We start from the raw sequence: 25,455 nt of genomic DNA, 5'->3' as shown, positions 1-25,455 counted from the left end.
AGCGGTACATGGAATTAATCCGAGGAATACATAATATTAAGCCTCGTCATCACGGTTGCGTGCTGACTATAGGTAATTTTGATGGTGTCCATTTGGGTCATCAGGCGGTGTTACGCCAGGTGATTGCCAAGGCGGAGTCTATGTCATTACCCGCTGCGGTGATGTCTTTTGAACCTCAGCCGTTAGAGCTTTTTGCTGGTGACAAAGCGCCAGCTCGGCTAACGCGCTTTCGTGATAAATACCAACAATTGAAAAAAGTAGGTGTTGAGCGTTTGCTTTGCATCAATTTTAATGCCCATTTTGCCAATATGACCCCCCGTGACTTTGTTCGTCGCTTGTTGGTTGAGCAATTGGGTGTTAAGTTTCTGGTAGTTGGTGATGATTTTCGCTTCGGTCAAGGTCGAAGTGGAACATTTGAAATGCTACAAGCGGCTGGCCGTGAGTGGGGTTTTGAAGTGGTAAGTACACAGAGTTTTTGTGTTTCAACACAACGTGTAAGTAGCACGGCAATTCGTCAGGCGTTAGCCAAAGACGAATTAACATCAGCAGCAACCATGCTAGGACGACCTTATAGTGTTTGTGGGCGAGTCTCTCACGGACGAAAACTAGGTCGAACCATTGGCTTTCCAACGGCAAATGTACCGTTGAAACGACGAGTATCTCCAGTCTCTGGGGTATATGCAGTCGAAGTCTTTGGCTTAGATGGCGCACCTTATGCAGGTGTTGCCAATGTTGGTCACCGACCAACAGTAAACGGTGTACGCCAACAGCTAGAAGTACACCTATTTGACTTTACTGGTAACTTATACGGTTGTCAGATTGAAGTTGTGTTGCACCATAAGCTACGCAACGAAATAAAATTCGAATCGTTTGATGCGCTGAAAGCACAAATTGAGCGAGATGCCCAAACAGCACGGGTGTGGCTGTCTGAGCGTAATAATGTCCAACTTCGCCCAAGTAACGGAATCCAGAATCAATGAGCGACTATAAAGATACCCTGAATTTACCTGAAACAGGGTTTCCGATGCGAGGCAACCTAGCTCAACGTGAGCCAGCAATGCTTCAGCGTTGGAATGATGAAGATCTTTACGGTGAAATTCGTAAAGCTAAGAAGGGTAAAAAGTCCTTCGTATTACACGATGGCCCTCCCTACGCCAACGGTGATATTCACATTGGTCACGCGCTAAATAAGATTCTTAAAGACATTATTATTAAGTCAAAGACGCTTTCAGGCTTTGACGCACCGTATGTACCAGGTTGGGATTGCCACGGTCTACCAATTGAATTAATGGTAGAGAAAAAGTGGGGTAAGCCGGGTCGTAAATTGACTGCTGCTGAATTCCGCGAAAAATGCCGTGAATATGCTGCTGGTCAGGTTGAAGGTCAGAAAGAAAGCTTCATTCGTCTAGGCGTACTAGGTGAGTGGGCTAAGCCATACCGTACAATGGATTTTGCAACAGAAGCGAACATCATTCGTTCTCTGGGTAAAATTGCAGACAAAAATCACCTACTGAAAGGTTTTAAACCTGTTCACTGGTGTACAGACTGTGGTTCAGCGCTGGCTGAAGCGGAAGTGGAATACCAAGATAAAGTTTCACCATCGATTGATGTGAAATTTAAAGCGGTAGACGAAGCAGCAACACTTGCTAAGTTCTCTTGCGTTGAAGATCATCAAGGTCAAGGTGACGTATCTATCGTTATCTGGACGACAACGCCTTGGACACTACCAGCAAACCGTGCCGTTGCCGTACGTGACGATCTTGAGTATGTATTGGTTCAAGTTGAAGCTGATGCTGAAAACAATCAACAAGCATACCGTCTAATCGTTGCAGCTGAGCTAGCAAAAGATGTGATGGACCGTGCGGGTATCAAGCACTTCCATAACCTTGGTTTCTGTAAAGGTGAAGATTTAGAGCTAGTACGCTTTAACCACCCATTCTACAGCTTTGATGTGCCAGTTATTCTTGGCGATCATGTTACGACTGATTCTGGTACGGGTTGTGTGCATACAGCACCTGGCCACGGCCAAGAAGATTTCGTGGTTGGTAAAAAATACGACCTAGAAATTGCAAACCCTGTTGGCAGCAACGGTGTTTACCTACCTGATACTGAACTATTCGCCGGTCAACACGTATTTAAAGCGAACGATTCAGTACTAGACACATTGAAAGAGCATGGTGCGCTGTTACATCACCACGCTTACGAGCACAGCTACCCACATTGCTGGCGCCACAAGACACCTATCATTTTCCGTGCGACACCGCAGTGGTTCATTTCGATGGACAAAGCTGGCCTTCGTAAGAAAGCGCTAGGTGAAATTAAGAATGTTCAGTGGTTACCTGAGTGGGGTCAAAGCCGCATCGAAGGTATGATCGAAGGTCGCCCTGAGTGGTGTATTTCTCGTCAACGTACTTGGGGCGTGCCAATTGCCTTGTTCGTTCATAAAGAAACACAAGAAATGCACCCTGACTCTCACGATCTAATCGAGAAAGTAGCACAACTTGTTGAGCAAAAAGGTATTCAAGCATGGTGGGATCTTGATCCTGCAGAGCTTATGGGTGAAGAAGACGCTGCGAACTACGAAAAAGTGCTAGATACACTGGACGTATGGTTCGATTCTGGTGTGACGCACTCATCGGTTGTTGATAGCCGTGAAGAGTTTAATGGCAACGCTGCTGATCTGTACCTTGAAGGTTCAGACCAACACCGCGGTTGGTTCCAGTCTTCATTGATCACCTCTGTGGCAATGAAAGATACGGCACCGTATAAGCAAGTACTAACACACGGTTTCGTTGTTGATGGCCAAGGCCGTAAAATGTCGAAATCTGTAGGTAACGTGGTTGCACCTAAAGATGTGACGAACAAACTAGGCGCAGATATCCTTCGCCTATGGGTTGCATCAACGGATTACACGGGTGAAGTAGCGGTTTCAGATGAAATCCTAAAACGCTCTGCGGATGCTTACCGTCGTATTCGTAACACAGCACGTTTCTTCCTAGCGAACCTAAGTGGCTTTAACCCAGAAACAGACCTAGTTGCACCAGAAGATATGGTGGCACTGGATCGTTGGGCGGTTGGTCGTGCAATGGCTGCACAAGAAGAAATCGTTAAAGCATACGACGAGTACAACCTACACGGTGTAACTCAGCGTCTGATGCAGTTCTGTTCTGTTGAAATGGGCTCATTCTACCTAGACGTGATTAAAGACCGTCAGTACACAGCGAAACAAGGTGGCCACGCACAACGTAGCTGTCAGACTGCGCTTTACTACATCGTTGAGGCACTTGTTCGTTGGATGGCACCTATTATGTCGTTCACTGCAGATGAAATCTGGAACGAAATGCCTGGTCAACGTGACAAGTTTGTATTCACAGGCGAGTGGTTCGAAGGTCTATTCGGCCTAGCGGAAGACGAGAAACTAAACAACGAATTCTGGGCTGAAATCCAGCAAGTTCGTGGTGCAGTAAACAAACTTCTTGAAGGCGCGCGTAAAGACAAAGTGATCGGTGGTGCACTACAAGCAGAGATCACGCTTCATGCAAATGCAGAGCTTGCAGACAAACTGAATACATTAGAAGACGAGCTACGTTTCGTTCTACTAACGTCACAAGCTGCCGTTGTTGTTGCTGATAGCCAGCCTGCTGGCGCACAAGAAACTGATCTTGCTGGTTTATTTGTAACTGTAACTGCATCTGAAGCCGCGAAGTGTGACCGTTGTTGGCACCATGTGGCAGATGTAGGCACTATCGAAGGTCACGAAGAAGTTTGTGGTCGTTGTGTAAGCAACATCGATGGTGAAGGCGAAGAGCGTAAGTTTGCCTAATGACAATGACATCGCCTAAACAGACCGAACTGTCATTGAAACAATCAGGAGTGCGCTGGCTTTGGCTAGCGGCTCTGGTTTTCATTGTTGATGTGGGTAGTAAGCTACTTGTCATGAACACCATGGAATATGGCTGGCCAAATCGTATTGAGCTATTGCCATTTTTCAACTTGCTGTACGTGCATAACTACGGTGCTGCATTTAGCTTTTTAAGTGATGCAGGTGGTTGGCAGCGATGGTTTTTTACAGCGATAGCATTAGGTGTTTGTAGCTTACTAGTTTTTTGGATGCGCCGTTCTCCGGCAGAAAATCGACTGGCAAATAGTGCTTATGCACTGATTGTTGGTGGCGCACTCGGTAATTTGTTTGACCGTATGTACCACGGTTTTGTGGTTGATTTTCTGGATTTCTATGTTGGGAATAGCCATTGGCCTGCATTCAATATTGCTGATTCAGCTATATGTATTGGGGCAGCCATGATCATTCTTGAAGGCTTTATTGCTGACAAGAAAGAAAAAGCCAAATAAAAGCCTTTCTACGTAATACCCCTAAGCGCTGTCCGTTGATACGGACGGCGCTTTGTTGTAAAAGGGGGGTAGAAAATTGTTTATCAGCAATCATCAAATAATTAATACCAATTCGGATAAGTGCCGTTTAGGTACACGAAAAGGACCCTACGTATGTCGGTAATCAAGGAAAACAGCGAAGTGCTGATGCACTTTTCGATTAAACTTTCAGATGGCTCAGTAGCAGACTCAACCCAAGCAATGGGAAAGCCAGCTAAATTTAGAATGGGTGATGGTAGCTTAACGGATAATTTTGAAAAATGTCTGTTAGGGTTACAGCAAGGACAGACCAACAGTTTTGAACTAGCACCAGAAGATGCTTTTGGTCAATCAGATCCAGATAACATCCATCATATAGAATTAAGTAAGTTCGGTGCAGATGTACCAGCTGAAGTGGGCACTATCGTTGCGTTTGCAGGGCCTGATGGCCAAGATATCCCAGGCGTGATCACCCAAATTGTTGGTGACTCGGTAACCGTCGACTTTAATCACCCGCTTGCGGGGCAGCGCGTCACTTTTGATGTGGAAGTCGTGACAATAGAAAACTAAGAGCTGTTAGCAATGAATATCTTACTAGCAAATCCACGTGGCTTTTGTGCCGGTGTTGATCGAGCAATCAGCATTGTTGAGCGCGCGCTTGAAATGTATCAACCACCGATTTATGTTCGCCATGAAGTGGTACATAACCGCTTTGTTGTGGAAGGGTTGAAACAGCGTGGTGCCGTTTTTGTTGAAGAACTGCATGAAGTGCCTGATGACAGTATCGTGATCTTTTCGGCGCATGGTGTGTCGCAAGCAGTACGAACTGAAGCGAAAGCGCGTCAACTCACGGTGTTTGATGCAACTTGTCCGCTGGTAACGAAAGTACATATGGAAGTTGCACGTGCCAGTCGTCGTAATATGGAAGTGGTGTTGATTGGCCATGCGGGCCACCCTGAGGTTGAAGGTACCATGGGGCAGTACGCTAGTGATACCGGCGGCATGTATTTGGTTGAGAAACCAGAAGATGTCGACAAGATGCAGGTAAAAGACCCAAGCCACTTACATTACGTGAGTCAAACAACCTTATCCGTGGATGAAACGGCGGACGTGATTGAAAAATTGCGAGAGGTGTTTCCTGAGATCCAAGGTCCACGTAAAGATGATATTTGTTACGCGACCCAAAACCGTCAAGATGCCGTACGTGAAATGGCAGAGACTGTCGATATCATGATCGTTGTGGGGTCGAAGAACTCATCGAACTCAAATCGTTTACGTGAACTCGCTGAAAAGCTAGGTACACCGGGTTATTTGACCGATTGCCCTGAAGACATAAATCCATCGTGGTTTAACGGACAAGCTAAGGTGGGTGTCACCGCGGGTGCTTCGGCACCGGAAGAGCTAGTTAATCAAATCATTGCGCGTATCCAAGAATTGACGCAAGCAACGGTTGAAGAGCTTTCTGGCCGTGAAGAAAATATGTTCTTTGAAGTGCCGCGTGAGCTGCAAGTTAAAAACATTACTGATTAATCGCATGCTTGCTAGCTAAGTGATGAATAAAGGAAAGCCCGAGTCATTCAATATGGCTCGGGCTTTTTGATCGTGATGGTTATGAGAACAGACGCTAGTTCTGCTTCGCAATTCCCCCCATGTCGACCTTTTTAACTTTTTCACGTATTGATTGAATCGCAAAGTACAGTACTGGCGTTAGAATCGTTCCGACGACAACCGCCAAAGTCATACCGCCAAATACCGCATTGCCCAAAGCGCGTCGGCTACCTGCACCCGCACCGCTGGCGACAACCAGTGGCATTACGCCCAGTACAAATGAGAAGCCTGTCATTAATACCGCACGGAAACGCATTTTTGCTGCTGTCACAGCGGAATCACGGATTGATAACCCTTCTTCTTCACGCTGCATTTTGGCAAATTCAATGATCAAAATAGCATTCTTACTGGCAAGACCTATCAGCAATACTAAGCCTATCTGGGTGTAGAGGTTAACGTCACTACCTATGACCCAGACAAACAGTAAAGCCCCTAAAATTGCAATTGGCACAGAGAAGATAACCCCAAGTGGTACTGTCCAGCTCTCGTATTGTGCGACCAAGAAAAGATAGGTAAAGACGAGTGCCAGAGAGAAGATCAGTGGTGCCAAGTTACCCGCTTTGATTTCTTGGTAGGTCATCCCTGTCCACGAGAAGCTATAGCCTTCGGGTAAACTTGTTGCCGCACGTTCCATCGCGGTCACTGCTTCACCAGAACTAAACCCTGGAACGGGAATCGCATTGATGGTCGCTGAATTATAAAGATTGTAACGATCGACAACATCAGGCCCGAGTGATGGACGGGTACTGACAAGGGTACTGAGCGGCACCATTTGCCCACCATTACCGCGCACGTAGAAATGTTGAATACCGGCTTCATCGGAACGATATTCAGTTTCTGCCTGCATCATGACACGGAAGTTTTTACCAAACTTGGTGAAGTCATTAACGTACATCCCGCCTAACTGTGTTTGGAGGGTGAAGAAAATTTCGTCCAGAGGTACGCCCAATACCTTGGCTTTTTCACGGTCAATATCAGCGAATATTTGTGGTACTTCCGCGGTGAAGTTACTAAAGGCAAAGGCGATTTCAGGTTGCTCATTGGCTTTGATAATAAAGCCGCGCATGACAGAGGCTAGCTCTTGTGCTGATCGTCCTCGGTTGTCTTGCAGTACAAACTCGACCCCTGCCACGCTACCGACACCGGGTAGTGGTGGTAGTGCGAACGCTTGTGCAACCCCTTCTGGCAGTTGGTTATATTTTTGCTGAAGACGGGCAATGATTTGGTTTTGATGTAACTTGGGATCGCTTCGTTCTTCCCATGAATCCAAACTCACAATCAATAGGCCACCATTTGATTTTAATGATCCAGATAAGATACTAAAACCACTGGCGTGTATCACGTTAGCAACGCCTTGCTCGTTACGTGTTATATCGACCAACTCGGCCATCACCTGTTCGGTTCGATTTAAAGAGGAACCGTCGGGTAGCGACACATCGACCATGAAAGATTTTTTATCTTCATCTGGAATAAAGCCACTTGGCAGCACTTTAGCGAGTAACCCAGTACCTGCGAGCATGACAACAAACAAGACACTGACAATAATTACACGATGGATCATGGTCGCGACGACCTTGGTATAGCGTTCTGTTATCTTGTTAAAAATACGGTTGAAAGCGGCATGGAAGCCTTTTTCATGTTTCTTGGGGGGCTTCAGTAAAGAGGCACACAATGCAGGAGAAAGGGTGAGGGCATTAATCGATGAAATCAGTACCGAGATACAGATAGTGATCGAGAACTGAGCATACATTTGCCCCGTTATGCCGGGCATTACCGCAGTGGGGGCAAATACTGCCAATAGAACCAAGGTGGTAGCAATAATTGGCCCAGTGACTTCTTCCATGGCTTTTAGGGTGGCATCGCGAGGGCTTAATCCTTCGTCTTCCATCAAACGCGTGACGTTTTCGATCACCACGATGGCATCATCGACCACGATCCCGATAGCCAGAATCAATGCGAACAGCGATACGGTATTGATAGTCATACCGAAAATCAGCAAGAATACAAAAGTACCCACTAACGAAACGGGTATCGCAATTGCTGGTATCAAGGTTGAACGGAAATCTTGCAAGAAAATGAAGACGACGAGAACAACGAGAACCACAGAGATAAAGAGGGTCTGTACCACTTCATTGATCGACGTTTCAACAAATTCTGTGGTGTCGTAAAGTACTTTTTGCTCGAGATCTTCAGGGAAACCGGATTCGAGTCTCTCCATTGTGTCACGAACACCTTGCGCGACTTCAAGTGCGTTAGCGTCTGGTGACTGATAGATGGTGATGATGGCTGAGGGTTGACCGTTTAGTTTACCTTGAGCATCGTAGGTTTGTGAGCCCAGTTCAACCCGAGCAACATCTTTTACCCGTAATTTACGACCATCTTGAGTTGCTCTAATAATGATATTTTTAAACTCAGCGGCATCAACTAATCGACCTTGAGTTTGTAGAGTGTATTGGAATTGTTGATCGGGTGGTGTTGGTGAGGCCCCAATACGCCCAGCAGCAACTTGGATGTTTTGTTCTTTGATAGCCGCCAGTACATCTTGTGGGGTAACGCCTAGCGGCGCCATTTTGTCGGGATCAAGCCAGATACGCATGGCGTAATCCAGTGAGCCTATGATGTTAACTTTACTGACACCTGGAACCCGCGCTAGCTCATCTTTTAGGTTTAAGCTGGCATAGTTGGTAATGTACAGCGCATCGTAAGTATCTTTCGGTGAAAATAGGTTTACGACCATCAAAATGCTGGAAGATTGCTTTTCTACTGCTATACCTTCGCGTTTAACCTCTTCGGGTAAGCGTGAGGTGGCTTTTTGGACCCTGTTTTGTACTTGGACTTGGGCGTCATCGGCATTGGTACCAACAGCAAAAGTGACCGTCAGGTTATAACTACCGTCATTCGATGATTTCGAAGACATGTAAATCATGTTTTCGACCCCGTTGACCTCACTTTCGACGACCTGAGCAACGGTGGCTTTAACGACTTCTGCGTTTGCGCCAGGGTAACTGGTACTAACACTGATACTGGGTGGTGCGACTTCTGGAAATTCTGCTACGGGCAAAACAGGAATGGCAAGCAAGCCGCAAAGTGTTAATACAATAGCAATGACAAATGCGAACTTGGGCCGATAAACAAAAAAGCGACTGATCATGGGTGATCTCCTTTACTGCTGATCGGCAAATGGTTTGATTTGCTGTACTTGCGGTTTCACTTCTGCTCCTACACGAACACGCTGTAATCCTTGAATGATCACACGTTCATTAGGCATTAGACCTGCATCGATAATCCAATAAATGCCTTGGCGCGTATGCACTTCTAAATCTCGACGCTCAACAATATTCTCGTTGTTCACCACCATAGCAAAGCGGCCTTTTTGGTCTTCCTGTACGGCAACCTGAGGAATTAATAGTGCTTCAATCGGATCGGATGAAGCGATGATGATATTGCCAAATTGACCAGGCTGAAGAACGTGGTCGGGGTTAGGGAAGCTGGCTCTGATTTGTACCGTCCCTGTTGTTGGATCAATACGGTTATCAATAAAATCTATTTTGCCTTGCTGGTCATACATACTCTTATTGGAGAGCTCTAAATTGAGAGAGAGTTCATTTAATGCCGGTACTTGGCCTGATTTTCTAAGTTCGTAAGCATCGAGGATTTGGGTTTCACTGGCATTAAAAATAACGTGCATCGGCTCTTGTTGCACCAGTGTAGTAAGCTCACCTGTTGATGGATTAATTAAATCGCCAATCGAGACATTGGATGCACCAATACGACCATCAATCGGCGCTAGAATTTGGGTGTAGCCTTGATTCAATTTTGCGGCATCAAGCGCTGCTTCTGCTTGAGCAACAGAGGCTTCTGCTGTAATTTTTGACGTGGTTATTTCATCAAAATCAACTGCACTAATACTGCCTTTCGGAAGTAGTTTTTTACCGCGTTTGTAGTTGATCAGTGAGACTTCATATTTAGCTCTAGCTTGTTTTAGTGCTGCTTCTTTTTGGCGAACTTCGGCTGCAAAAGGTTTTGGATCTAATTCAAACAGTAAAGTGCCTTTCTTAACATAGTCCCCTTCATGAAATGGACGTGCCATTAGGTAGCCTTCGACACGCGCCTGCAAGGAAACATCTTCCACCGCTTCAATGCGGCCACTAAATTGAGTTGAAGGGTTAATTTGTTGCTTGGTGATGGTTTCGACAATAACGGAAGGAGGCGGTGGAGCGACTTGTTGTTGTGCCGCTTCTTCACATCCACTGAGTAAGCCGATGGATAGCAAAATAGCGGCGCACGCTGTGCTGCGCTTTAAAATCCATTTCATGATTTAACATCCTGTTTTTTCAAATATAACATTAGTTGATTATGCGCACATTCTAATTAACAGTAAATAAATTGCTCCTAATAACGAGAGTTGCTGTAACTTTTTTGTCAGGGTAGAGTGGATTGCAATGATTTTAGGTTAATGAATGGAGTAAGCATGGTACGTATCGCGATAGCTGGCGCAGCCGGTCGGATGGGGCGCAATTTAATTAAAGCCGTTGAAGCATCAGAGTTTGCAACATTAGGGGCAACCAGTGAACGCCCTGAATCAAGCATGATTGGTGTTGATGCTGGTGAGCTAGCTGGCATTGGTAAATGTGGTGTCGCTGTTGTTGATGATCTTGCTAATGTCGTTGATGATTTTGATGTCGTGATTGATTTCACCGCACCGACACCGACACTGGCGAATCTCGCGTTATGTCAGAAACATGCTAAGCGCATTGTTATTGGTACGACAGGCTTTACTGAAGATGAACGTCAACGTATTGATGATGCGGCAAAATCGTTAGGCGTTGTAATGGCACCTAATTACAGTGTCGGCGTGAACCTTGTCTTTAAGTTGCTAGAAAAAGCGGCCAAGGTGATGGGGGATTACTGTGATATTGAAGTGATTGAAGCACATCACCGTCATAAAGTAGATGCACCATCGGGTACTGCGATTGGTATGGGTGAAGCGATTGCTGGCGCGATGGGTAATAAACTCAGTGATGTTGCCGTGTATGCGCGTGAAGGGATCACGGGTGAACGTAGCCGCGATGAAATTGGCTTTGCCACTATTCGCGCGGGCGATATTGTTGGCGAACACACAGCCATGTTTGCTGATATTGGTGAGCGTGTAGAGATTACACATAAAGCAACAGATCGTATGACTTTTGCCAATGGTGCGGTGCGTGCGGCGTCATGGTTAGCGCAGCAGCCCGCTGGATTTTATACTATGCAGGATGTACTTGGGCTAGATGAGCTCTAAATTATCATAAATTCAGTTTATGCATCAATGTTTCGTTGGTGCATAAATTCCCATCAAAGCTCGCCCCAGCCTTCAACTTTTGTCATCTACTTCTTATCTTTGCTAAATTGCCTTCTTTGTATTAATTAAAGTTCGTTTTATTGGGTTTTTGCTGCTAAAGCCCTAAAACAACATCTATTCTTTGTGTTTATAATCGTTTGCCTCTGTCTTTGTTTGTATTAATCTCTGGTTACATTTTGGCAAACGATAAAATGAGATCGGCCACAACTTTCATGTGACAAATAACCGACTTATCATTGTGTTTTAGTTGTTTCGCTCATTTTTGTGCCTTAAATTGATATATTTAGTAGTTATTTTAAGGCTGTTATTGACAGAAAAATAAGCGCTCTATAGACTACGCGGAATTTGTCAAAAATCGGCTTTCGGCAATTCTTGGCAATGTATTGAATGGGTAGTTGCAAATTTATCTGTTTTAATTGCATTTTTATATTTTTTGGAGGTTGTCTTGAGCAAATCTGCGCTGTTAGTCCTTGAAGATGGGACAGTGTTCCGCGGCGTGTCCATTGGGGCAGATGGTTCGGCCGTTGGTGAAGTCGTTTTCAATACCTCGATGACGGGGTATCAAGAAATTCTCACTGACCCTTCTTATTCACAACAGATAGTTACTCTTACTTACCCTCATATTGGCAACACCGGAATCAATTCCGAAGACGAAGAATCCACAGCAATCCATGCGCAAGGCTTGATAATTCGTGACCTCCCTCTTATTGCTTCAAACTTCCGCAGTGAACAAACCCTTTCTGATTACTTAAAATCACAAAACATTGTTGGTATCGCAGATATTGATACCCGTAAGCTGACGCGTATTCTGCGTGAAAAAGGCGCGCAAAACGGTTGTGTGATTGCAGGTACTAACCTTGATGAAGCGTTAGCACTGGTAAAAGCAAAAGAGTTCCCGGGTCTGAAAGGCATGGATTTGGCAAAAGAAGTCACTACGTCTGAAGCATACTCGTGGAAGCAAGGTTCTTGGACGTTGCTAGGCGGTTTACCTGAAGCGAAAGACGACAGTGAATTGCCATACCACGTAGTTGCTTACGACTTCGGCGCAAAACGTAACATCTTACGCATGCTTGTTGACCGCGGTTGTCGCTTAACCGTTGTTCCTGCACAAACTTCGGCAGAAGAGGTGTTGGCCCTGAACCCAGATGGCGTGTTCTTATCGAACGGCCCTGGTGACCCAGAACCATGTACTTACGCAATTGAAGCAACCAAGACTTTCCTTGAAAAAGGCCTACCAATATTTGGTATTTGTCTTGGTCACCAAATCCTTGCTCTGGCAAGTGGCGCACAAACAGTGAAAATGAAATTTGGTCATCACGGTGCAAACCACCCAGTGAAAGACCTAGACCGTGATGTAGTCATGATAACTGCTCAGAACCACGGTTTTGCAGTGGATGAGGTAAGTTTGCCTGAGCATCTACGAGCAACACATAAATCATTGTTTGATGGCTCACTTCAAGGTATTCATCGCACAGACAAGCCGGCATTTAGCTTCCAAGGTCACCCTGAAGCAAGCCCTGGCCCACACGATGCAGCACCCTTGTTTGACCACTTTATCGAATTGCTAAAAAAGCACAGCGCCTAAGTCCGGAGTAGTAAAAGATGCCAAAACGTAATGATATTAAAAGTATTCTGATTCTTGGTGCTGGCCCGATTGTTATCGGTCAGGCGTGTGAATTTGACTACTCGGGTGCACAAGCGTGTAAAGCACTTCGCGAAGAAGGCTACCGTGTAATTCTTGTTAACTCGAACCCTGCAACAATCATGACTGACCCAGACATGGCTGATGCAACCTACATCGAACCTATTCACTGGGAAGTGGTTCGTAAGATTATTGAAAAAGAACGTCCAGATGCAGTGCTACCAACGATGGGTGGTCAAACCGCTCTGAACTGTGCGCTTGATTTGGAAAAACACGGCGTACTGGCTGAGTTTGGCGTAGAGATGATTGGTGCAACGGCTGATGCGATTGATAAAGCAGAAGACCGTTCTCGCTTCGATAAAGCAATGAAGTCTATCGGCCTTGAATGCCCAACCGCTGATACTGCGAAAACAATGGAAGAAGCTTACAAAGTTTTAGACATGGTTGGCTTCCCTTGTATCATTCGTCCTTCGTTCACCATGGGTGGTACGGGCGGTGGTATCGCTTATAACAAAGAAGAATTTGACGAAATCTGTCGCCGTGGTTTGGACTTGTCGCCAACTAACGAATTACTAATCGATGAGTCACTGATCGGTTGGAAAGAATACGAGATGGAAGTGGTTCGTGATAAAAACGACAACTGTATCATCGTATGTGCGATTGAAAACTTCGATGCGATGGGGATCCATACGGGTGACTCCATCACTGTTGCGCCAGCACAAACGCTGACCGACAAAGAATACCAGTTGATGCGTAATGCATCGCTAGCAGTACTACGTGAAATCGGTGTTGAAACGGGCGGTTCAAACGTACAGTTTGGTATCAATCCTAAAGATGGCCGTATGGTTATCATCGAGATGAACCCTCGTGTTTCTCGCTCTTCTGCACTGGCATCTAAAGCAACAGGTTTCCCAATCGCTAAGATTGCAGCGAAACTGGCGGTTGGCTTTACGTTAGACGAGCTAATGAATGACATCACTGGCGGTGCAACGCCAGCCTCATTTGAACCAACAATCGATTACGTAGTAACGAAGATCCCTCGCTTTAACTTCGAGAAATTTGCAGGTGCAAATGACCGTCTAACGACGCAAATGAAGTCGGTTGGTGAAGTGATGGCTATCGGCCGTAACCAACAAGAATCGCTACAGAAAGCACTTCGCGGCCTAGAAGTTGGCGCGATGGGCTTTGACGAAATGGTTGACCTAGATGCGCCAGACGCTCTGACAACAATTCGTCACGAACTAAAAGATGCTGGTGCTGAGCGTATTTGGTACATCGCGGATGCATTCCGTGCCGGTATGTCTGTTGATGGTGTCTTCAACCTAACTAACGTTGACCGTTGGTTCTTAGTTCAAATCGAAGACCTAGTTAAAGCCGAACAAGCGGTTAAAGATGGCGGTTTTGCAGGCTTGAACGAAACGGTACTTCGCCAGCTAAAACGTAAAGGTTTTGCTGATGCGCGTCTTGCTAAGCTGCTAGGTGTTGCGGAAAGCGAAATTCGCCGTTTACGTGACCAGTATGATATTCACCCTGTTTACAAGCGCGTTGATACCTGTGCGGCGGAATTCTCGTCTGACACGGCTTACATGTACTCATCGTACGATGACGAATGTGAAGCCAACCCGACAGATAAAGATAAAATCATGATCCTAGGTGGCGGTCCAAACCGTATCGGCCAAGGTATCGAATTTGATTACTGTTGTGTACACGCATCACTTGCGCTTCGTGAAGACGGTTATGAAACCATCATGGTTAACTGTAACCCTGAGACAGTTTCGACAGATTACGATACGTCTGACCGCCTATACTTCGAGCCAGTGACACTGGAAGATGTATTAGCTATCGCACGCGTTGAAAAGCCAAAAGGTGTTATCGTTCAATACGGTGGTCAAACACCACTTAAGTTAGCGCGCGCACTTGAAGCGGCTGGTGTACCAATTATTGGTACGAGTCCTGATGCTATCGACCGTGCGGAAGACCGTGAGCGTTTCCAAGCAGCTGTTGACCGTCTTGGCCTTCTACAGCCAGAGAATGCGACAGTAACAACAATGGAACAAGCGATTGAAAAGTCGAAAGACATTGGCTTCCCATTGGTTGTTCGTCCTTCTTATGTTCTTGGTGGTCGTGCGATGGAAATCGTATACGATGAGCAAGACTTACGTCGCTACTTCAATGAAGCCGTTAGCGTATCAAATGAATCTCCAGTTCTACTTGACCGCTTCCTAGATGACGCTGTTGAAGTGGATGTAGATGCGATTTGCGATGGTGAGCGCGTTGTTATTGGCGGCATCATGGAGCACATTGAGCAAGCGGGTGTTCACTCAGGTGACTCAGCATGTTCTCTGCCTGCTTATACGCTAAGCCCTGAAATCCAAGATGTAATGCGTCAACAAGTTGAAAAGTTAGCGTTTGAACTAGGTGTTCGTGGCTTAATGAATACCCAGTTTGCTGTTAAGGATAACGACGTTTACCTTATCGAAGTAAACCCACGCGCAGCACGTACCGTACCATTTGTATCTAAAGCAACAGGTGCACCACTAGCGAAAATTGCAGCACGTGTAATGGCTGGTCAGTCTCTTGAGTCTCAAGGCTTTACCAAAGAGATTATTCCACCGTACTACTCGGTAAAAGAAGTGGTACTACCGTTCAACAAGTTCCCAGGTGTTGACCCACTGTTAGGCCCAGAGATGCGCTCAACTGGTGAGGTGATGGGCGTGGGTGATACGTTTGCAGAAGCGTTTGCTAAAGCTGAACTTGGCTGTAGCAAAGAGAAGCAAGCAAGTGGTCGCGCATTATTATCAGTTCGTGAGAATGATAAGAAACGTGTTGTTGACCTAGCTTCTAAGCTAATCAAGCAAGGTTACGAACTTGATGCAACTCATGGTACTGCGGTGATTTTGGGTGAAGCGGGTATTAACCCTCGCCTAGTGAATAAGGTACACGAAGGTCGTCCACATATTCTTGACCGTATCAAGAACAATGAATACACCTACATCGTGAACACTGCTGAAGGTCGTCAAGCGATTGAAGATTCGAAAGTACTTCGCCGTGGCGCATTGGCTGAGAAGGTGAACTACACCACGACGCTAAATGCAGCATTTGCAACATGTATGGCTTGGGCTGCAGATGACCGAAACAAGGTTACCTCTGTTCAAGAATTACATGCGCGTATCAAGAACGCGTAATTATGCTAGCGCATTAGCGTGAACATATAAAAAACAGGCCCGCCTATACTGGCGGGCTTTTTTGATCTGCATAGATAATATTAGGAGTCGGGGCTTTATTCTACTTAGCCGTGTCGCGACAGGTTTAAGAAATATTTTGTGGCAAATTATTAACTTAAATACCTTGCACGCATGAGTGAATTCCGTAAAATTACCGCGTCGCACTAATGCGGCATCTTTGGAGACTTTAATGAACGATACCGACCATCCCCCGAGTATGAAGGTGGAAAATCAAACCTGCTAACGGTGTCGGTCTCCTATTGTCCGAACCCACCGCTGGTTCGGAATACACGTCTACAAGTATCACTCTTATTGATACATGCTAATCGCTCTATTCCTCGATTTTCTTCCTTATATCTCATGTTGAATTTGTCAGTTAGTTGAAAAACGACTTACGGGCTTATCGACGTTTTTTGTCGCCTTTTTTAGGTGATAAACGATGCCGTTTAGCAGTAGGGCGTGTTAGCTTTTAGGTTAATTCTGGTGGTCGTTACTGTTAGCTGAGTAACTAGTACATGCTAGTGACTTAGTTCTTGCCAATCGGGAGATTCGCTATGGCGGTAATGAACTATGCGGTGCAAACTGCAAACGAAAATTTAGCACAGAACGATGTGCTGGCTGTGAAAAACGCTTTTTTGAAATACAGTGCTGAAGAGCAAGCAAGACTATTGACGGTGATGCCATTTACAGAGGCTCTTGCTGTATTGCATGAGTGTCCGTTGAGGCACGTACAGTGTTTACTCGATCGTCTTGATGAGATGAATGAAGAGAAGCGGATGCGTCACTTGGCCAATGGACTTGGATTGATATGCTCGGAAGCTGAACCTGCTGGGCACTATTTACAAAATAGTGTGATGTCCCATGTGCGTGAACGCATTGGCTGGATTGTTGGCCTTGCTTTATTAGGGATCGTATCGGGCCTTATCATTTCACATTACGAAGACACGCTGAGTCAGCTGGTGCTGTTAGCTATTTATATGCCGGTTATTGCCGCCGCTGGTGGCAATACGGGGTCGCAGGCTGCGACTTTGGTCGTGCGGGCTTTAGCGATGGAAGAGATACGGTGTAAAGACTGGCTGGCCGTATTGTGGAAAGAGTTCCGTGTTGCCTTAGTGGTTGCAGGCGTATTAGCCGCCGTTATTATTGGCCGAGTCATGCTGTTTAGTGATGCTTCGAGTTTACCCTTTGGTATTCATTTAGAAGATATTGCAGTGGCGATAGGTATGGCAATATCGATCCAGGTTGTGATTTCGACCAGTATCGGTGGTGTATTACCTATGGTTGCGCGCGCATGCCGATTAGATCCTGCGGTATTGGTTAGCCCGGTACTTGCATCAGTCGTCGATATAACAGGTATGATGATTTACTTCACGACGGTGAATTGGATGCTGGGACTCGCTTAATGTTCCTGCTTGCCTAACGCTTTCATTTTGCAACAGTCTTTGGCTATCCCTATTCTTATTGTGCCAAGCTGTTATATATAAGCCCCAGTGCCTAGATGCACTGGGGCTTTTTTCATACTTGAACCGTTGTACTAATCTGGCTTTAACCTTCCGTTTTATTCTCTAATTTTAGAGTGCCTTAGTATCTTTTGCGTCTAGATCTGCATGATACAGCACCTCATAAAAGGCTTTTTCGAACAGAGTAATCGCGGGTGTCATCGGTTTATCTTCTAATGGTTTCACTGGGTGATAGTTATTGATCAGCTGGATCACAATGAGCGATTGCCCTGATTCTGTTTTAAGCACCCCCGCAAGATTGTAAGCTCCGTATAGTGAACCACTCTTTGCCGTTAAATTACCAGCCAGTGGCAGTTTTCGTAAGCTTGGACGGTAGCGCAAGGTGCCACTTTCATTGGCAACGGGTAGGGCCGCTAAAAGTGCGAGCTGCTGATCGTGCGTAATTAAGTAGTTCATCACATATAGCAACTGTTCGGCGGTTAGGCGGTTATTACGTGATAGCCCTGACCCATCAACTAAGACTGCATTTTTGAGATCGATCCCTGCTTGGTCGCTGAGAATCGCTTTAATTGCCGCAGTACCGTTGGCGAAATTACCGGGTTGCTTGAAGTAGTAGTGCCCCAGTGTTTTTGCCAGATTATCGGCAATAAGATTGTCAGAATCTTTTAACATGATCTCTAAAAGCTCAGGCAGTGGCACTGATTGATGGCGGGCGATACGCTGACCTTGGTGGCCATCACTGCGCTTGATCTCTCCCGTAAATCGAATACCTAAACGTTTTAGCTCAGCTAATAATACTTGCTGGGTAAATGCTTCCGTATCTTGGATGGCAAAATTAAGAGGCAACGGCTTTTCGCGTTGTAATAGACAGCCATTTAACTGATAGCTGTTATCGGGTAAAGCATGAAGTTCTAAATCGCAAAATTGCGATTTTTTCTGTGCTTTAGACACAATGTTAGCATGGGTTGTGACGGTAATAGGTTGATGAGAAGGAACATGGACTCGGGTGGGTTGACCTTCTTTTTTATTACTGTAAATAGCGCCTTGTACACAGTTATGCTCAAGGCTGATGCTACTTGATGGCGCACTATAGCAAACCCCTAAAATGTCCCACGGCCAGCCGACAGCACGCTCGTAGCCATTAAAAATACTGCCATCAAGATAAATATTACCCTCTAAGCGAGTAATGCCCTGCAATTTCACTTTCCTTAGCAAGGCCGTGAGATCTTTACGGCTAAAGAGAGGATCGCCGTTAAAGCGAATGATGAGGTCTTGTTTAGCCTTATTGGTACTTAGCTCTATATCTGTATTAAAGGTGAATGCTGACGGTAGATAGAGTTTGGCTGCTAATGCGGTTAATAATTTTTGGGTGCTGGCTGGCGCGCGAAGTTGCTGCGGATTTTTTTGCCACACAAGAGTCGGATTTTTTTTTGGTGGAACGGCATGCTGCGCCACAATTACACTGCTGCTATTGCCCGAGGGTAATAGCGCAAGTGATTGAGTGATATTTGCGTGTAAAGGGGGGGCTGTCACGGCCATTACTTGCTGAGAGAAAGTAGCGACAGTAGCCAACAGGAATACACTTTTTTTAGAAAGTAGAGAAATCGTCATGATACAGGCTTGATATGAAAGCATTTATAGCATCATAGCTGAATTATTGGCGTGAATGTCAGAGGGGATGTTATGAAAACAAAAAACGCAGACCGAAGTCTGCGTTTTATCAGCATATTGCGCTTTTAATCCAAACGGGATTAGAAGTCGTAACGTGCACCAAGAACGAACTCATCTTTGTTACGCTCGCCAGCAACATCAGTCTTAGCTTGGTCTAGTTTGTAAGACGCGTAAGTACGGAAGTTGTTAGTGAAGTAGTAAGTCGCGTCAACTGCGTACGAGTTAGCAAGAGCGTCGTCTGAGTTAGAGTTGTCTTTGTCTTCTAGGTAGTTGAAAGTACCTGTGAATACTAGCTTGTCCATAGTGTACTTAGCAGCAAGTTCGTAACCACGTACTTTTTCAGCAGCAGTGTTACGTGAGTCTTGGTATAGACCTGCGAAGTAGAAATCGTTGATTGCGTAAGAAATAGCTGCGAATGCTTGTTTCTCAGTTTTGTCAGTTTTGTCTGCGCCAGTTTCTTGTTGTGCGTAACCCGCACCGAAACCAAGACCCATGTCTAGCGTGTACATTGCGCCAGCAGAGTAACCGTCTTCTTTTGAACCGTTGTCAAACACGTAGTTAGCTTTAACTACTAGGTTATCGAAAGAACCGATGTATGCAAGGCTGTTGCTTGCACGGTCAGCTGCGTTGATTTTGCCACCAGCTTCGTTACCGTGGTAAGCCATGATATCTGTAAAGTCAGTGATCATGCCTAGAGAACCGTCGATTTTACCGTATACAACTTGACCGTAGTCAGAACCGATACCAGCGTAAAGTTTACGGTTTTCATCTTTAGGAGAAACGTTGATTGATTCACCATCGATCTTAACGCTATCGCCTGCGCGGAATTCACGCTCGAAGAAACCAAGACCGTATACTGAATCAGAAATGTCTGATTTAGCGCCGATGTTGATACGAGTACGAGTGTTGTCAGTCACGTCGCCGTCTTTAACTGCTGCACGTGCTTCGATACGACCGCCAATTGCTAGGCTAGACGTTTCGTCTGAGTATACTTCTGCCGCTTGTGCTGCACCAGAAAGAGTCGCTGCTGCTACTGCTAGAGCAATCAGGTTCTTGTTCATTGCTGAATCCTTTTAAAATATTTTTTTATTTGATGCACTTCAATGTGTAAATGCATGGCGTTCTTTTTACTGGTTATGGGGCAGTAGTGTTAGTAAAAAAAGCTAAAAAAAATGTTTTTAGGTTGGTTTTGTTTGATGTTTTACTATATTTAATGCATGTAAAACAATTACTTGGGTGTAGTATGTAAAGTTCAGTAGAAAATTCACTTTTTAGTATGTTTTAGAAAAGTGGTGTGAGATTGTTGTGGTTGTTTTCGTTTTCTTGTGGTTGAAAATGTGACCATTGCTGCATTATTTTGTTGTTTAATCAGATATGTAACGCTCAATTCTTTGAGATGAGAACAATGTCATCTAGATGCAGCAATAGGTGACCTATCGATGATATTTGTTTAAAATAGGCAACAATCTTTTGTGAATTAATGACACTCAGGTCGTTACTGAGTGGCTTTTATTTGTCTGAAATGCGTGGCATGAAGACATGAGGAAGTTGAAATGGATAAAGTACCAATGACAGTTAGCGGCGAGAAGAAGCTGCGTGAAGAGCTGGATGTGTTAATGAAGCGTCGCCCGATTATTTCGCAAGCGATTGGTGAAGCCCGTGAACTGGGTGACCTTAAAGAAAACGCGGAATATCACGCAGCACGTGAAGAGCAGGGGATCTGTGAAGCACAAATTCGAGATATCGAATATAAGCTGTCTGTGGCGCAGGTTATCGATGTAACTAAGATAACGAACACAGGTAAAGTAATTTTTGGTACGACGGTACGTTTGATGGATGTCGATACTGAAGAAGAAGTGACCTACAAAATCGTTGGTGATGACGAAGCAAATATTAAAGCGGGTCGTATCTCTGTGAACTCGCCGATTGCTCGTGGTCTGATTGGCAAAGAAGAAGGTGATGAAGTGGTTATTTCTACACCGGGTGGCCAGAAAGAATTTGAAATCGAGAAAGTAGAGTACATTTAATCGCCTATTGCGAAAAAGCATGTACTATTAATGTGTTAGAGAATGTAACTTTTTCGTTTTGTGAAAAGACAAAAAAGGCCGCATCGGCGGCCTTTTTTATTTGCGTGGAAGCTCGATTTTACGTGCTTCACTTTGGCGGTAAAGAACAAGTGTCTTACCGATTACTTGTACTTTTTCAGCTTTAGATTCACGAATAATTGCATCTACGATCAATACTTTAGTTTCACGATCTTCAGTTGCTACCTTCACTTTAATTAATTCGTGATGGTTAAGTGCAAGTTCGATTTCTGCCAGTACGGCTTCGGTTAAGCCGTTTGCACCCATAAGTACAACTGGTTTTAGGCTGTGAGCAAGACCCTTTAGGAACTGCTTTTGTTTGGTGCTTAGATTCATAACGACTCTATTTTTTAATACTAGGGTTGAAAACGAGGTATTCTAACGCCATCTAGTCGAGAAGACTAATTTGTTTAGTATGCAAGGTGGTTAAATCGCCATGTATACTTAAATAAGTACTCAAGCTCATTAGGTAAATCATGAGTAGAAAAATAATCTGGTAGCTCCGGACGTTGGTTGAAAGAACATTTTGATGATAAATATGTTCAGGAAGCTCAAAAGAAAGGTTACCGTTCCCGTGCAATCTTCAAAATAGAAGAAATTTAAAACAAAGATAAACTGTTGAAACAAGGTGTGACGGTTGTCGATCTTAGCGCTGCACCTGGTAGCTGGTCACAGTATGCGGCTGAAGTTGTTGGCGATTCAGGGCAAGTCATTGCTTGTGATATCTTACCAATGGATTCACTGTCTGGCGTGAGCTTCTTGCAGGGTGATTTTCGTGAAGAATCGGTACTTGATGCACTGTTAGAACGTATTCAACCTGATATGGTTGATGTCGTGATGTCTGACATGGCACCCAATATGAGTGGCAATTTAGCATCAGATCAACCTAGAGCTATGTATCTTGTTGAACTAGCATTAGATATGTGTCGACAAGTACTTGCACCGAATGGCAGTTTTACGGTAAAAGTTTTCCAAGGTGAAGGCTTTGACCAATATTTAGCTGAAATTCGTAGCATGTTCAAAGTGGTCAAAATTCGGAAACCTGACTCATCGCGAGATCGCTCGCATGAAGTCTACATAGTAGCTACAGGTTACAAACTGTAGTAGTCTACATTCATCTATTAGTTATCGCGAGGTTAACACCTTGAGTGACATGGCAAAAAACTTGATCTTGTGGCTAGTTATCGCAGTTGTACTGATGTCTGTTTTTCAGAGCTTCGGTCCAGGTGATAATGCAGGCCGTCAAGTCGACTATACAACCTTTGTCCGTGAAATCGGTCAGGATCAGATTAGGGAAGTGCGATTCAATGATCGTGAAATCACTGTATTTAAACGTGATAACACCCGATACCTAACTTACCTGCCTGTTTATCAAGATCAGAAGCTGTTAGACGACCTTATTAACGCAAATGTAAAAGTAATGGGTACACCACCTGAAGAGCCAAGCCTACTGGCTTCAATCTTCATTTCATGGTTCCCAATGCTTCTGCTTATCGGTGTTTGGATTTTCTTTATGCGTCAGATGCAGGGCGGCGGTGGCAAAGGTGCCATGTCGTTCGGTAAATCGAAAGCGCGCATGATGAGCGAAGACCAAATAAAAACCATGTTTGCTGATGTTGCAGGTTGTGACGAAGCAAAAGAAGACGTGAAAGAATTGGTGGATTACTTACGTGATCCAAGCCGCTTCCAGAAATTGGGCGGTAAAATTCCGACAGGTATTTTGTTGGTTGGTCCTCCTGGTACGGGTAAAACGCTATTAGCGAAAGCCATTGCGGGTGAAGCGAAAGTACCGTTCTTTACTATTTCTGGTTCTGACTTTGTTGAAATGTTCGTAGGTGTGGGTGCATCCCGTGTCCGTGATATGTTTGAGCAAGCGAAGAAAGCCGCGCCTTGTATTATATTCATCGATGAAATCGATGCGGTTGGTCGCCAACGTGGCGCTGGTGTAGGTGGTGGACACGATGAACGTGAACAAACCCTAAACCAAATGCTGGTTGAGATGGATGGTTTTGAAGGTAACGAAGGTATCATCGTTATTGCTGCAACAAACCGCCCAGACGTACTTGACCCTGCATTACTTCGTCCTGGTCGTTTTGACCGTCAAGTTGTGGTTGGCTTACCAGACGTACGTGGCCGTGAGCAGATTCTTAAAGTTCACATGCGTAAAGTTCCGCTTGAGAATGATGTAGAACCAGCACTGATTGCTCGTGGTACTCCAGGTTTCTCTGGTGCCGATCTAGCAAACCTTGTTAACGAAGCTGCACTATTTGCAGCGCGCAGTAACAAGCGTGTGGTTTCTATGGTTGAATTTGAATTGGCTAAAGACAAAATCATGATGGGCGCAGAGCGTAAATCTATGGTGATGTCGGAAGACCAAAAAGAATCAACGGCATACCACGAAGCGGGTCACGCAATTATTGGTCGCTTAGTACCGGATCATGATCCTGTGTACAAAGTGTCGATTATTCCGCGTGGACGTGCACTGGGTGTGACCATGTACTTACCAGAGCAAGACCGTGTGAGCCACTCGCGTGAGTTCCTTGAGTCAATGCTGTCTAGCCTTTACGGTGGCCGTTTAGCTGAAGAGCTTATCTACGGTGCAGACAAGGTATCTACTGGTGCATCAAATGATATCGAACGTGCAACTGATATTGCGCGCAAGATGGTTACTCAGTGGGGTTTCTCTGACAAGATGGGTCCAATTCTGTATGCAGAAGACGAAGGTGAAGTATTCCTTGGCCGCTCTGTAACACAGACCAAACACATGTCAGACGATACTGCTCGTGCAATCGATACTGAAGTTCGTGCGGTTATTGACCGAAACTACGAACGTGCTCGTGAAATTTTATCGCAAAATATGGATATCATGCATGCAATGAAAGATGCACTGATGAAGTATGAAACGATTGATGCTGGTCAGATTGATGACTTAATGGACCGTAAAACGGTTATCCGAGCGCCAAAAGGCTGGGGTGATACGGACGATACATTAAAATCAACCGACGACGCACCAAAGGCTGACGCACAACCTGAAGCAAAAGCTGATGAGAGTGCAACAGACGTTGCTGACGAGCCGGCACAAAAAACTAACGATGATGATAAGCCTCAAGCATAACGCTGAGTGTTGATCTTAAAAACCCCGACTCGTTCGGGGTTTTTTGTTTATCAGGGTACTGATTTGTCGTGTTGGGAATAAGTGGAATGCAGCCAATGATTTTGACCAGTAAAGATAAGACTCTTGATTTGTCTTTTTCCCATGCGATGGGAATTTTGAATGTGACCCCAGATTCATTTTCTGACGGGGGTCAGTTTCATCAATTTGATCATGCGATGCGTCATGTCGAAAGCATGCTTTCGGCAGGGGTTAGCATCATCGATATTGGTGGTGAGTCAACCCGTCCAGGGGCTGCGGATGTCGCGACAGCAGAAGAACTCGATCGGGTTGTTCCTGTTATAGAAGCGATTCGTCAACGCTTTGATTGCTGGATTTCGATAGACACCAGTAAAGCACAGGTAATGACCGCAGCTGTGAATGCGGGGGCTGATTTAATCAACGATGTACGTGCACTGCAAGAACCGGGAGCACTAGAAGCTGCCGCCGCCGCAAACGTTCCTGTATGCTTAATGCATATGCAAGGGCAACCGCGTACAATGCAGCACCAACCAAGCTACGAAAATCTACTGATGGATGTCAGTCAATTTCTAGCGGAACGTATTCAGGCGTGTGAGAAAGCTGGGATTGCTAAAAATCAGCTATTACTTGACCCTGGATATGGCTTTGGTAAAACAATTGAAGATAATTATCAGTTGCTTGCACATTTAGAACAATTCCACCAATTCGGTTTACCTTTGCTTGTTGGCATGTCCCGTAAATCGATGGTGTTTAAATTATTAGATAAAAAACCTGCAGAATGTGTTGCTGGTAGCTTGGCGTGTGCCGCTATTGCAGCAATGAAGGGCGCACAAATCATTCGAGTGCATGATGTGGCGGAAACCGTCGATGTACTTAAAGTGTGCCAAATGACAAAGATGCAGATGAATAAAAGCTAGGAGCGAA

17 protein-coding genes and 1 pseudogene are annotated in these 25,455 nt (G+C 45.1%); 13 read left to right on the top strand and 5 right to left on the bottom strand.

All coding sequences use genetic code 11. From position 1 onward, the window contains the following. Nucleotides 1-8 precede the first annotated feature (8 nt). The 5 genes from ribF (at nucleotide 9) to ispH (ending at nucleotide 5,898) form a co-directional block, all read left to right on the top strand. The gene (gene ribF / locus OCU87_RS14150) at nucleotides 9-980 is read left to right on the top strand and encodes a bifunctional riboflavin kinase/FAD synthetase (RefSeq protein WP_261857426.1); all 972 of its coding nucleotides are present in this window, start codon (nucleotides 9-11) and stop codon (nucleotides 978-980) included. Beyond that, nucleotides 977-3,823, top strand: a complete 2,847-nt coding sequence (gene ileS, locus OCU87_RS14145; RefSeq protein ID WP_261857425.1) for an isoleucine--tRNA ligase — start codon at nucleotides 977-979, stop codon at nucleotides 3,821-3,823. The genes ribF and ileS overlap by 4 nt, the downstream gene beginning before the upstream one ends. After that, complete coding sequence (gene lspA / locus OCU87_RS14140; RefSeq protein ID WP_094955735.1) at nucleotides 3,823-4,350, top strand: signal peptidase II; 528 nt, start codon at nucleotides 3,823-3,825, stop codon at nucleotides 4,348-4,350. The genes ileS and lspA overlap by 1 nt, the downstream gene beginning before the upstream one ends. Nucleotides 4,351-4,503: 153 nt before the next feature. Further along, nucleotides 4,504-4,938: an FKBP-type peptidyl-prolyl cis-trans isomerase gene (gene fkpB, locus OCU87_RS14135; RefSeq protein ID WP_062691282.1), complete on the top strand. Its 435-nt coding sequence runs from the start codon at nucleotides 4,504-4,506 to the stop codon at nucleotides 4,936-4,938. Between the two features lie 12 nt (nucleotides 4,939-4,950). After that, nucleotides 4,951-5,898 carry a 4-hydroxy-3-methylbut-2-enyl diphosphate reductase gene (ispH, locus tag OCU87_RS14130; protein WP_062691283.1) on the top strand — a complete coding sequence of 316 codons (948 nt, stop codon included), beginning with the start codon at nucleotides 4,951-4,953 and terminating at the stop codon, nucleotides 5,896-5,898. Between the two features lie 94 nt (nucleotides 5,899-5,992). Here the strand turns inward: ispH and OCU87_RS14125 are convergent, their stop codons facing one another. After that, the gene (locus OCU87_RS14125; RefSeq protein ID WP_261857424.1) at nucleotides 5,993-9,127 is read right to left on the bottom strand and encodes an efflux RND transporter permease subunit; all 3,135 of its coding nucleotides are present in this window, start codon (nucleotides 9,125-9,127) and stop codon (nucleotides 5,993-5,995) included. 12 nt (nucleotides 9,128-9,139) lie between these two features. Continuing rightward, nucleotides 9,140-10,291: an efflux RND transporter periplasmic adaptor subunit gene (locus OCU87_RS14120; protein WP_062691284.1), complete on the bottom strand. Its 1,152-nt coding sequence runs from the start codon at nucleotides 10,289-10,291 to the stop codon at nucleotides 9,140-9,142. Between the two features lie 156 nt (nucleotides 10,292-10,447). Between OCU87_RS14120 and dapB the strand changes: the two genes are divergently transcribed. The 4 genes from dapB to OCU87_RS14100 all read left to right on the top strand — a co-directional run bounded on the left by dapB (nucleotide 10,448) and on the right by OCU87_RS14100 (nucleotide 17,586). Beyond that, the gene (gene dapB, locus OCU87_RS14115; RefSeq protein ID WP_062691285.1) at nucleotides 10,448-11,257 is read left to right on the top strand and encodes a 4-hydroxy-tetrahydrodipicolinate reductase; all 810 of its coding nucleotides are present in this window, start codon (nucleotides 10,448-10,450) and stop codon (nucleotides 11,255-11,257) included. Nucleotides 11,258-11,762: 505 nt separating this feature from the next. Continuing rightward, on the top strand, nucleotides 11,763-12,902 hold the full coding sequence (carA, locus tag OCU87_RS14110) for a glutamine-hydrolyzing carbamoyl-phosphate synthase small subunit (protein ID WP_261857423.1): 1,140 nt from the start codon (nucleotides 11,763-11,765) through the stop codon (nucleotides 12,900-12,902). Between the two features lie 17 nt (nucleotides 12,903-12,919). Beyond that, entirely contained in the window at nucleotides 12,920-16,144 is a 3,225-nt protein-coding gene (gene carB / locus OCU87_RS14105; RefSeq protein ID WP_062691287.1) for a carbamoyl-phosphate synthase large subunit, read from the top strand. A 593-nt stretch (nucleotides 16,145-16,737) separates the two neighbouring features. Continuing rightward, entirely contained in the window at nucleotides 16,738-17,586 is an 849-nt protein-coding gene (locus OCU87_RS14100; protein ID WP_062691288.1) for a magnesium transporter, read from the top strand. Between the two features lie 168 nt (nucleotides 17,587-17,754). On the opposite strand, the gene dacB is transcribed toward OCU87_RS14100, so the two are convergent. After that, on the bottom strand, nucleotides 17,755-19,254 hold the full coding sequence (dacB, locus tag OCU87_RS14095; RefSeq protein WP_261857422.1) for a serine-type D-Ala-D-Ala carboxypeptidase: 1,500 nt from the start codon (nucleotides 19,252-19,254) through the stop codon (nucleotides 17,755-17,757). Between the two features lie 140 nt (nucleotides 19,255-19,394). Then, entirely contained in the window at nucleotides 19,395-20,375 is a 981-nt protein-coding gene (locus OCU87_RS14090) for a porin (RefSeq protein ID WP_261857421.1), read from the bottom strand. A gap of 492 nt (nucleotides 20,376-20,867) precedes the next feature. Between OCU87_RS14090 and greA the strand changes: the two genes are divergently transcribed. Further along, the gene (gene greA / locus OCU87_RS14085) at nucleotides 20,868-21,341 is read left to right on the top strand and encodes a transcription elongation factor GreA (RefSeq protein WP_062691290.1); all 474 of its coding nucleotides are present in this window, start codon (nucleotides 20,868-20,870) and stop codon (nucleotides 21,339-21,341) included. Nucleotides 21,342-21,437: 96 nt separating this feature from the next. Here the strand turns inward: greA and yhbY are convergent, their stop codons facing one another. Then, on the bottom strand, nucleotides 21,438-21,734 hold the full coding sequence (gene yhbY, locus OCU87_RS14080) for a ribosome assembly RNA-binding protein YhbY (protein WP_062691291.1): 297 nt from the start codon (nucleotides 21,732-21,734) through the stop codon (nucleotides 21,438-21,440). A gap of 177 nt (nucleotides 21,735-21,911) precedes the next feature. Between yhbY and rlmE the strand changes: the two are divergent. The 3 genes and pseudogenes from rlmE to folP all read left to right on the top strand — a co-directional run bounded on the left by rlmE (nucleotide 21,912) and on the right by folP (nucleotide 25,448). Further along, a pseudogene (gene rlmE, locus OCU87_RS14075) lies at nucleotides 21,912-22,502 on the top strand (23S rRNA (uridine(2552)-2'-O)-methyltransferase RlmE). Nucleotides 22,503-22,551: 49 nt separating this feature from the next. Then, nucleotides 22,552-24,513 (top strand): ATP-dependent zinc metalloprotease FtsH, encoded by a 1,962-nt coding sequence (gene ftsH, locus OCU87_RS14070; protein WP_261858390.1) that lies wholly within the window; start codon nucleotides 22,552-22,554, stop codon nucleotides 24,511-24,513. A 95-nt stretch (nucleotides 24,514-24,608) separates the two neighbouring features. Continuing rightward, a complete protein-coding gene (gene folP / locus OCU87_RS14065) occupies nucleotides 24,609-25,448 on the top strand; it encodes a dihydropteroate synthase (RefSeq protein WP_062691365.1) in 840 nt (279 codons plus the stop codon). Nucleotides 25,449-25,455: the final 7 nt, after the last annotated feature.

This window comes from Photobacterium sanguinicancri, from assembly GCF_024346675.1.
GTDB classification, from domain to species: Bacteria; Pseudomonadota; Gammaproteobacteria; order Enterobacterales; family Vibrionaceae; genus Photobacterium; species Photobacterium sanguinicancri.
The sequence above is the reverse complement of the archived record's forward strand: the minus strand, read 5'-3'. Positions and strand labels throughout refer to the sequence as shown.

Coding starts and splice junctions, on each gene's coding strand:
- ribF (WP_261857426.1), top strand. CDS start 9: ATGGAATTAATCCGAGGAATACATAATATTAAGCCTCGTCATCACGGT.
- ileS (WP_261857425.1), top strand. CDS start 977: ATGAGCGACTATAAAGATACCCTGAATTTACCTGAAACAGGGTTTCCG.
- lspA (WP_094955735.1), top strand. CDS start 3,823: ATGACAATGACATCGCCTAAACAGACCGAACTGTCATTGAAACAATCA.
- fkpB (WP_062691282.1), top strand. CDS start 4,504: ATGTCGGTAATCAAGGAAAACAGCGAAGTGCTGATGCACTTTTCGATT.
- ispH (WP_062691283.1), top strand. CDS start 4,951: ATGAATATCTTACTAGCAAATCCACGTGGCTTTTGTGCCGGTGTTGAT.
- OCU87_RS14125 (WP_261857424.1), bottom strand. CDS start 9,127: ATGATCAGTCGCTTTTTTGTTTATCGGCCCAAGTTCGCATTTGTCATT.
- OCU87_RS14120 (WP_062691284.1), bottom strand. CDS start 10,291: ATGAAATGGATTTTAAAGCGCAGCACAGCGTGCGCCGCTATTTTGCTA.
- dapB (WP_062691285.1), top strand. CDS start 10,448: ATGGTACGTATCGCGATAGCTGGCGCAGCCGGTCGGATGGGGCGCAAT.
- carB (WP_062691287.1), top strand. CDS start 12,920: ATGCCAAAACGTAATGATATTAAAAGTATTCTGATTCTTGGTGCTGGC.
- OCU87_RS14100 (WP_062691288.1), top strand. CDS start 16,738: ATGGCGGTAATGAACTATGCGGTGCAAACTGCAAACGAAAATTTAGCA.
- dacB (WP_261857422.1), bottom strand. CDS start 19,254: ATGACGATTTCTCTACTTTCTAAAAAAAGTGTATTCCTGTTGGCTACT.
- OCU87_RS14090 (WP_261857421.1), bottom strand. CDS start 20,375: ATGAACAAGAACCTGATTGCTCTAGCAGTAGCAGCAGCGACTCTTTCT.
- greA (WP_062691290.1), top strand. CDS start 20,868: ATGGATAAAGTACCAATGACAGTTAGCGGCGAGAAGAAGCTGCGTGAA.
- yhbY (WP_062691291.1), bottom strand. CDS start 21,734: ATGAATCTAAGCACCAAACAAAAGCAGTTCCTAAAGGGTCTTGCTCAC.
- ftsH (WP_261858390.1), top strand. CDS start 22,552: ATGGCAAAAAACTTGATCTTGTGGCTAGTTATCGCAGTTGTACTGATG.
- folP (WP_062691365.1), top strand. CDS start 24,609: ATGATTTTGACCAGTAAAGATAAGACTCTTGATTTGTCTTTTTCCCAT.